The following is a 7,597-nucleotide window of genomic DNA, read 5'->3' as shown; positions in this document are numbered from 1 at the left end:
ACAGGTCTGGTAAGACAAGCCTCTGCCTGTTTCTTGGAAGGTGTCGTTCCACCTCGCAAGGAAGTGGTTAAAGACAAAGCGAGCGCATCCAAACATCTGGTGGATCAGCGTCGTTTGCTCCTCCGTAGGGTAGATGCGAAAGCGAAAAGCTTTATGATGCAACATGCAGGAATTTACCTCTTTTGGTGATTTTATGACAATTATAGCACATATGTTCGCATTCGTATACAAGATATGCTGATTCATCTCCCCCTTATCGAAGAGGGAGTCTTCTCAGCTTAACGATAAAGGTATGGACCAGGTTCCCTTCAACCGTCTCCAACCGGTCTAGGACTCCATCTCGTTGTAAGACTCAGCAAGTGGCTTATTTTGAATTGACCGCCGAGGCAGAGTTCCTGCGTACGGACGCACCCCAATCGCTGCGGTCCACGGTATTGATGATCACCGATAAGGCATGGTGGCGTCCGACACAAGACCGGCTCCAATATATGAATCTCGGCCTTTGGGCGATTTTGGCAAGCCGCCTCCTCCTTTATTTGGACACCTCCCCTAATTTCATTTTCATAGCTTAAGATGGAAATCCACAGGCATAAGAATAATTTTCTTTTTATACATTTATTAACATTTTAGAACTTCCTCTTTTAGGGTTTAGTATGTAATTTTGGTAGCCATGGTCTATACACCATACGAGACAATAATGATAAAAATTCCAATAAGTAGTTTGCTGGCCAGTCAGCACCACGTCGATGTTTTCTTTTCCCCAAATTCATTAAAATTGAGTTGACTCAAATCCACTTTGTATCCCCGTTCCTACTCCTGATTTCAGTTGAAAAAATAAGCACCGATATTCGGGATAAGGTAGCTCTGGCTTCCCTACTTGTTTTCAGCGCCATCTGAAGCCTACGGAGGTAGCCAAACGGCTCGACCCTTTTCAGGAGCAACTGGACCGAATGGACACCATCCCGGGGATCGCTCGTCGCACCGCTGAACAAATCCTTGCCGAAATCGGAACGGATGTAGGTGCCCGATTTCCGAGTGCAGCTCACCTTTGCTCATGGATTGGACTTGTTCCTGGGCATAACGAAAGTGCCGGTAAACGCAAGCCTTCCAAGACTCGTAAGGGGAACAAGTATCTCCGTGCAGCTCTCACAGAAGCCGCCCAATCCATACGAGGGTCAGACAACTATCTTGGTGCCCAATACCGACGTATTGCAGCCCGCAAAGGAGGGCAACGTGCGGCCATCGCAGTTGCACATTCGATGATGACGATCGCATATTATCTGCTGACGCGTGGCGAGAATTACCGTGATCTGGGTGCCAATTATTTTGAAACGAGGCAGCAAGAGATGATCGTCAAACAATCTGTACGAAGACTAGAAAACCTGGGCTTTACCGTTACAATATCCAACCCCGCTGCTTCATGACGTCCATCCACCCCTATATAGAATGAAGGCGCCGCTTTAAAAAAACACGCTAGCCGCGCTTAGTTTCGTATTGCCATTTTTAGCTACTCCGTGTATTGATTTTCAGGGTAGTTGAGCGATATCGTCAGTCTATAACTTTATTATTCCAGTCTATAACATTATTATCTAGGCTAAAACTTTATTATTTGAAGACAACTGAGTTGAGATCGAATATGCGATCTGCTGTCCCGCCGAATCGTAAATATTACCGCGGATGGGCGGGATGGAACGCCCTTCGTGATCATGCTTGTCTGGCGTTCCTAGAGACTCGGACCCTCGACGAACTGTAGATAAGCAAAACGTACCTCGATACCCACCCTTTAATTGTCATATATTCAGACGAATTCCTTTTTAGAGAGGTTCAATCTTTATTCCTGCACAATAAGAATAAGCAACCTTACGGGAATGGCGGGTATCCGAACTCAATACCAAGTTATTTTTCAAAATTTACGCTTCCGAATCCATGAGACCGATGAATTCCCGGATCGGCTGTCGTCTATATAAACGAAGGCATAAATGAACACAAACTAATTTGACGAAGAGGTGTTTTGAAAATGGCATTAACGTCCGCATTCACGAGCTTCAACCTGCCTGTAAAAAACGTAGAACAATCGAAAGCGTTCTTCACCGGACTCGGATTCGAGCTCAACCCGCAATTCCCCGAGAACGAGAATTCGGTGGCCATTGTGATCGGCGACAACCTGCAGGTCATGCTGATTAATCAAGCATTCTTTAATACGCTCACGGAGAAGGAATCCGTCGATACGAGCAAGTATGCGCAGATGACGATCGCATTGGCCTTCGAGAGCCGGGAAAAGGTCGATGAAATCGTGAATACCGCGGTCTCCTTGGGCGGGAAATTGCACGCTGAACCTGAAGATCATGGGTTCATGTATCATTGGGGCTTCGTGGACTTGGACGGCCATCTGTGGGCCATTAACTACATGAACATGGATGCGGCACAAGGTTAAGGCTAACGGAGAGCACGATCGTACTAGGGTTCAAAAAGAAAGACGCCGGGCATCTCCCCCGGCGTCTTCTTCGCGATGATTAGTTTTGTTCGGTATAGGCTTTGAAATTGTCCATGATCGCTTGCCAGCCTGCTTGCTGGAACTCGACGGGATTGGAGCTTTCCGCGTCGAACATTTCAATGACCTTCGTCTCATTCCCTTGATCGACGAAAGCAATATCCACTCTTCTTCCGTCTTCCATGGTGTAGCCGATCGCCTCATGCCGATTCACGTCATCGTAGACGCCGCCAAAATCAAAGCCCATGCTGCCATCCTTCGCTTCCATCCGTGTCAGAAACTTGCCGCCGACCCGCAGATCGTTTTCGGCTCTCGGCGCATGCCAGTCCTCGGACGCTTGATTCCACTTCGTGATGTGATCCGGCTCGGTCCAATAGCGCCATACCTTCTCGACAGGGGCTTGAATGACGGCTTGTACGGTTACTTTCGTCGGTTGACTCGTTTCCATTTTAAATAGACACCTCTCTCATGATATTCGTCGTTTGGTTATTCTCATTGATATAGACGTAAGCCAATGACGAAATTCATTGGTCAATTCGCTCAGGCAGCCCAAATCGCGAAAATAATGGCGTATGAATGAAGTTTTGAACGTGCAGGATTTGATTTTCTTTGGTTTCGATGACGTGGATGCCCCAGGGTACCAGGCCAGAGCCCTCTTTGCCCGGCATATACTGGGCCAACGCCGGATAACCGCCATTCACCGTAATGGGCACAAATCGCGAACCTTCGCAATGCCAGCGAGTAAGCGAATAGAAGGCGGACAAATCTTCCTTGCCGCGGATCCACATCTCGAAGGGCGGCATCGACATGCAGCCTTCCTCGTGGAACAACGCGACGAGCGCAGCAATATCGAATTGCTCGAAGGCCTCCACATACCGGGACAGCAGCTGCTGCTCCGGTTGAACGTCCATGCTGCTGAGCTCATCCGAGCGAAGCTGCGCCCGGTCCATCGTCTCTCGGGCTCTTTGCAAGGCGCTGTTCACCGCTGCCGGCGACATCGCCAACGTTTCCGCAATCTGCTTGGAAGACCATTCAAATACATCCTTCAAAATGAGTACCGCGCGCTGCCGCGGAGGCAAGGTCTGCAGGAGAGCGATGAAGCACAGTTGAAGGGTATCTCTGCGAACGAGCCGATCCTCCGGATTGCCCCCAAAGTCGGGAGACGGCCAGATCCAGGCAGAGTCCGGCAGCGTGTCGCGCGGCTCGACGATGGCGACGGCCGGGTCGAACAGGTCAACGGGAAGCGCGCGGCGTTTGGATTGTCTCAGCTTGTCCAAGCACAGGTTGGAGGCAATCCGATAGACCCAAGTTTTGAACGAGGAATCCTGTCTGAACGTGCTCCAGCTCTGCCAGACCCGAATACTCGTCTCCTGAACGGCATCGTCCGCATCGTCCATGGAGCCTAGCATTCGGTAACAGAACGAGGTTAAGCCCGGCTTCAAGCTTGCAAATAATGGTTCGTCAAATGCGGTCTCGTTCATCGCGGCCTCCCTTAACGATCTCCCCGAAGGGGAATACAAGCAGCAACATGAAAATCTGCACCGATATCTAAACCCACATAAAATTGATACCATTTATTAATTTCTGATTTGTGCTTTTCAAATTCAATGGAAATTTGATTGTTCATAAATCCTCCAAAGATTGTTGCAGTTAAGCACTATCTATCCAAGTTTTCTTTAGAGCTCCTAAGGGCCCAATGTAGCATGTCAGGATTTAACGATAGTGCAGTAGAACCCACATTATACAAAGAGGTCATGATATGCCCCAATTATTTCAAGGGTTACTGCATTTTCTTCTATAAGGTTCTTTGTTTCGACAAAATGGTCTATTTTTCCTCCTATAAGGTTCTTAAATAAAAAATAAAACTTGCCTGGTCACGGCAAGTTTGGTTTGAATATTAGGGTAAAATGCCATTAAATGGAGTGCCCCAAATCTATAATAGAAGTCCAGGTATATTAATTAGCCGGCTCCATGCCTATGACGTTGGCTTCCCTAGAGGTCACTGCACAAATTATAGTTCAACATCTATACTATGATTTCCTACTAGCATGTAGTTTTTAGTTTGAGCTATGAAGCACTAAGAAAACTTTATTATCTCGTATAAATACTTTAGTGCTTGCTGATAATTCATTAAAACACCTCTACTAAACAGCTGCTTGGTATTATCTTACAATACCTACTGCATGTTATGCAACCGCTTTTAGTTCAATAGTATGTTATGCAACCTAATTTAATTCACCGTACACTTGGCGGCTTTCATCGTGCTTTTTAATACCACGGACTAACGCCCCTGAAACTCAATGTCTCAGAGGCGCTACACTTCCTTTATATTTCAAGTCGCTAATTCGGACTCAGTACCGCCAGTGTTTACTACGCTTCTAGGCTCCACCAACATGATATGGCATTCCTTTTCAGCAGAAGGCTTCATCTCGACTCCCCTCGGGACGATAAACATCTCACCCTTGGAAATTTTCACCTGACCATCACGAAAATCAATGATCATTTCCCCTTCGATCGTCATAAATACCTTATCTGTCTCTTCATGAACGTGCCATTCATACTCCCCGGCAATCTTAACGAGCTTAAATTGATGGTCATTTATTTGTCCAATGACTTTAGGAGACCATTGATCGTTGAATTTAGATAGCTTCTCATTCAGATTAATAGCTTGGTAATAGATAGTAATCCCTCCCTATTTTTTCGACAAGGAACCTGTTATATTTTGCAAAGCGTATTGGATAGCTAATGGGCCGCCGGTAATAGCGGAACTATCCATTAAATGGACATTGCCTTTCTTTACGGCATTCATAGCATTCCATACATTACTTTGATTTAATTCATTCATTAATTTATCCTTTTTCGTAATGTCGCCTATAAGGAAAATATGGTCTGCTTGGATAGTGGAAATGACTTCAAACGTAGTAAATTTATTATTATCCCCTTTAAATGTATGATCTGGTTTAAGCCCCAGTCCCTTTTCCTTATCAAACGCAAGCGTATAGACAGGATTGCCTTCATCTAGAACATTAAAGGTTTTTCCATCCCAAGACAATATAAGCGCTACTGACTCTCCTTGCATCGACTTTAATGCTTCGCGCCCCGTTGCGATTTCTTTCATCATGTTAGCAATTACTTTTTCCGCTTCGTCTTCTTTTCCAATAATCTCGGCTACTGTGCGGAGTCCATATTGCCAATTGTCATAGATGCTCTTGGAGTTTAACGTAATGACTGGCGCAATCTTTTCCATTGATTCACGAAATTTTTCATGATATTCTGTCGCTAAAATAATATCAGGCTGAACTGATAAAATTTTTTCAATATTCGGAGACGTTTTTTCTCCTAATTCTTCAGTTGAATCCATCTTCCCTTTTAAATAAGCTAAAGTAGATAGATACTCCTTTTCAGTAGAAGCAGCCAGCGGCTCACCTAATGCAGCTAATATTTCAGGATAAAAATACCATAGTCCGGCTATTTTTCCGGTTTTTTTCTTGATAACAATGTCTTTGCCTATGGCATCCTTAAATGTTCTTGGCCAAGCAGTTGAATTTGCATTGACTGCTGAAGCAGATGCGCCATTTGTAGTTGATCCTTTGTTTTTAGCAGGCGCTTCATTGCAACCTGCCAGTATGCCTGCTAATAATAGCATTGAGATTAGCAGGCCTTTCATCTTTCGCATACCCTATTCCTCCAACCTATTGTTTTCTTCGGCCTGCCATTAGTATAGTGAAGTCATTTTTAGATTAGAATGGATGCCTGTTGAAATTAGCATGGATTATTGATGAACTTCTCTCGATATTCAGTTGGAGAAATACCCGATTGTTTCTTGAACGCTCTACTAAAATAAAAGGGGTCAGCAATGCCAACCGTTTGCGCAATTTGTTGTACAGGCGCTTTACTTGTAAATAGCATTTCTTGCGCCATGCTAATACGATATTTTAATAAATATTCTGCCGGCCCCATACCTGCATGTATTCTAAATACATAAGAAAGTCGATTTCGGTTAACGTTATATTGTTCTGCAAGCGATGCCACTGTAAGGCTTTGATAATAGTATTCATGAATATAATTACATACCCGCTCGAATAAAGTATGGGATTCACAGCTATTTTGCCTGTTAGCAACACATAATAAGGTTTCATTCAGTACATCGCGAAATAGCATTTCGGTCTGAAACTTCGAAATGCCTCCCCGCTGATTATACACATGCCAAAGACGCGTAATTAATTCGATAAGACGAGGAGATTGTCCGGTTAATAGTTCAAAATGCTGATGAGAAAAGCTTGACTCTTCCAGTTTCGAGTCACATATCCGGTACAACACAAGAATATATTCCCAGTCGGTTCTGCCGAACGTTTTTTGATCTAGTTTCATATTTGCACCCCCGTGCACAACTTTTCCCGGCGAAAAGATATAGGGCGTGCCATTAAATTGAAATTGGATCTTCCCTGTAAGTGGAAACACAAATCCAGGAAAAGAATCTGTATAGTCAGCATAAGGCACACCTGGATCTTTAGCATATCTATATACTCCTTCTACTTGAAAAGGAATGTATGCAAAATGCTCCGCTAACTGATTCACGTCGATTTTCATATTTCGTACCTCATTTCATTAGTAATGCCAGTTAACCTGAGATTGATCGTTATGCACCCTGTGCAGCTCTTGACCACAAGCAGTATTACGATTCAACAAGCCATTGTCCTAATCTCCTCCTTTAACTTGGCTGTGTAATCAATAATCTGCCGCTGGAATGAGGAAATTGGCAAGAGGACTCTCGTCTATTTCAGACTATTGATAACGATTATCATTGTCAAGATGTGTGGGCTATAAAAATGCCTCTCCCGACTTAAGTTTAAGTATAAAAAAACAGCTCGATGCGATTCACGATGGACAACAAAAAAACACCAACGTCGTTCACGGTGTTTTAGTCTGTTTAGTTATTTAAAATTAACTTTGAAGTAATCGCATGCTATTCAAAATGACGATGAGCGCGGCTCCCGTGTCGCTAATGGCCGCAATCCATAACGTAAGCAAATCCGGGAAAATCAAGATCAGCGCCGCTCATTGGCTCTTCATCACATTAAGAACACCAGCTTGCTGCCATCGCGG

Annotated in this window: 9 protein-coding genes; 2 read left to right on the top strand and 7 right to left on the bottom strand. The window is 44.5% G+C overall.

The genetic code is table 11. The annotated features are described in order from the left end of the window. A partial coding sequence (locus QJ48_RS36095) for a helix-turn-helix domain-containing protein (RefSeq protein ID WP_082420611.1) occupies window positions 1-165 on the bottom strand: 165 nt, incomplete at its 3' end. Between the two features lie 785 nt (window positions 166-950). Here QJ48_RS36095 and QJ48_RS21045 point away from each other — a divergent pair. Then, window positions 951-1,424: a transposase gene (locus QJ48_RS21045; protein ID WP_237762995.1), complete on the top strand. Its 474-nt coding sequence runs from the start codon at window positions 951-953 to the stop codon at window positions 1,422-1,424. 593 nt (window positions 1,425-2,017) lie between these two features. Next, window positions 2,018-2,434, top strand: coding sequence for a VOC family protein (locus QJ48_RS21040; RefSeq protein ID WP_007729208.1), 417 nt, complete (start codon window positions 2,018-2,020; stop codon window positions 2,432-2,434). 79 nt (window positions 2,435-2,513) lie between these two features. On the opposite strand, the gene QJ48_RS21035 is transcribed toward QJ48_RS21040, so the two are convergent. From QJ48_RS21035 to QJ48_RS21015, 6 genes are all read right to left on the bottom strand, one after another. After that, complete coding sequence (locus QJ48_RS21035; RefSeq protein ID WP_054975467.1) at window positions 2,514-2,939, bottom strand: SRPBCC family protein; 426 nt, start codon at window positions 2,937-2,939, stop codon at window positions 2,514-2,516. 76 nt (window positions 2,940-3,015) lie between these two features. Next, on the bottom strand, window positions 3,016-3,972 hold the full coding sequence (locus QJ48_RS21030; protein ID WP_054975466.1) for a sigma-70 family RNA polymerase sigma factor: 957 nt from the start codon (window positions 3,970-3,972) through the stop codon (window positions 3,016-3,018). 11 nt (window positions 3,973-3,983) lie between these two features. Beyond that, entirely contained in the window at window positions 3,984-4,118 is a 135-nt protein-coding gene (locus QJ48_RS39230; RefSeq protein WP_272948141.1) for a hypothetical protein, read from the bottom strand. 705 nt (window positions 4,119-4,823) lie between these two features. Further along, entirely contained in the window at window positions 4,824-5,171 is a 348-nt protein-coding gene (locus QJ48_RS21025) for a cupin domain-containing protein (protein ID WP_054975465.1), read from the bottom strand. Window positions 5,172-5,183: 12 nt separating this feature from the next. After that, window positions 5,184-6,167 (bottom strand): ABC transporter substrate-binding protein, encoded by a 984-nt coding sequence (locus QJ48_RS21020; RefSeq protein WP_054975464.1) that lies wholly within the window; start codon window positions 6,165-6,167, stop codon window positions 5,184-5,186. Window positions 6,168-6,253: 86 nt separating this feature from the next. Beyond that, entirely contained in the window at window positions 6,254-7,081 is an 828-nt protein-coding gene (locus tag QJ48_RS21015) for an AraC family transcriptional regulator (RefSeq protein WP_054975463.1), read from the bottom strand. Window positions 7,082-7,597 lie beyond the last annotated feature (516 nt).

Origin of the sequence: Paenibacillus sp. A3, from assembly GCF_001399685.1 — a bacterium.
Taxonomy (GTDB): domain Bacteria; phylum Bacillota; class Bacilli; order Paenibacillales; family NBRC-103111; genus Paenibacillus_G.
The sequence above is the reverse complement of the archived record's forward strand: the minus strand, read 5'-3'. Positions and strand labels throughout refer to the sequence as shown.

Bases quoted from the DNA above. Each gene is read 5' to 3' on its own strand.
- QJ48_RS21040 (WP_007729208.1), top strand. From the start codon at position 2,018: ATGGCATTAACGTCCGCATTCACGAGCTTCAACCTGCCTGTAAAAAAC.
- QJ48_RS21015 (WP_054975463.1), bottom strand. From the start codon at position 7,081: ATGAAAATCGACGTGAATCAGTTAGCGGAGCATTTTGCATACATTCCT.
- QJ48_RS21035 (WP_054975467.1), bottom strand. From the start codon at position 2,939: ATGGAAACGAGTCAACCGACGAAAGTAACCGTACAAGCCGTCATTCAA.
- QJ48_RS39230 (WP_272948141.1), bottom strand. From the start codon at position 4,118: ATGAACAATCAAATTTCCATTGAATTTGAAAAGCACAAATCAGAAATT.
- QJ48_RS21020 (WP_054975464.1), bottom strand. From the start codon at position 6,167: ATGCGAAAGATGAAAGGCCTGCTAATCTCAATGCTATTATTAGCAGGC.
- QJ48_RS21030 (WP_054975466.1), bottom strand. From the start codon at position 3,972: ATGAACGAGACCGCATTTGACGAACCATTATTTGCAAGCTTGAAGCCG.
- QJ48_RS21045 (WP_237762995.1), top strand. From the start codon at position 951: ATGGACACCATCCCGGGGATCGCTCGTCGCACCGCTGAACAAATCCTT.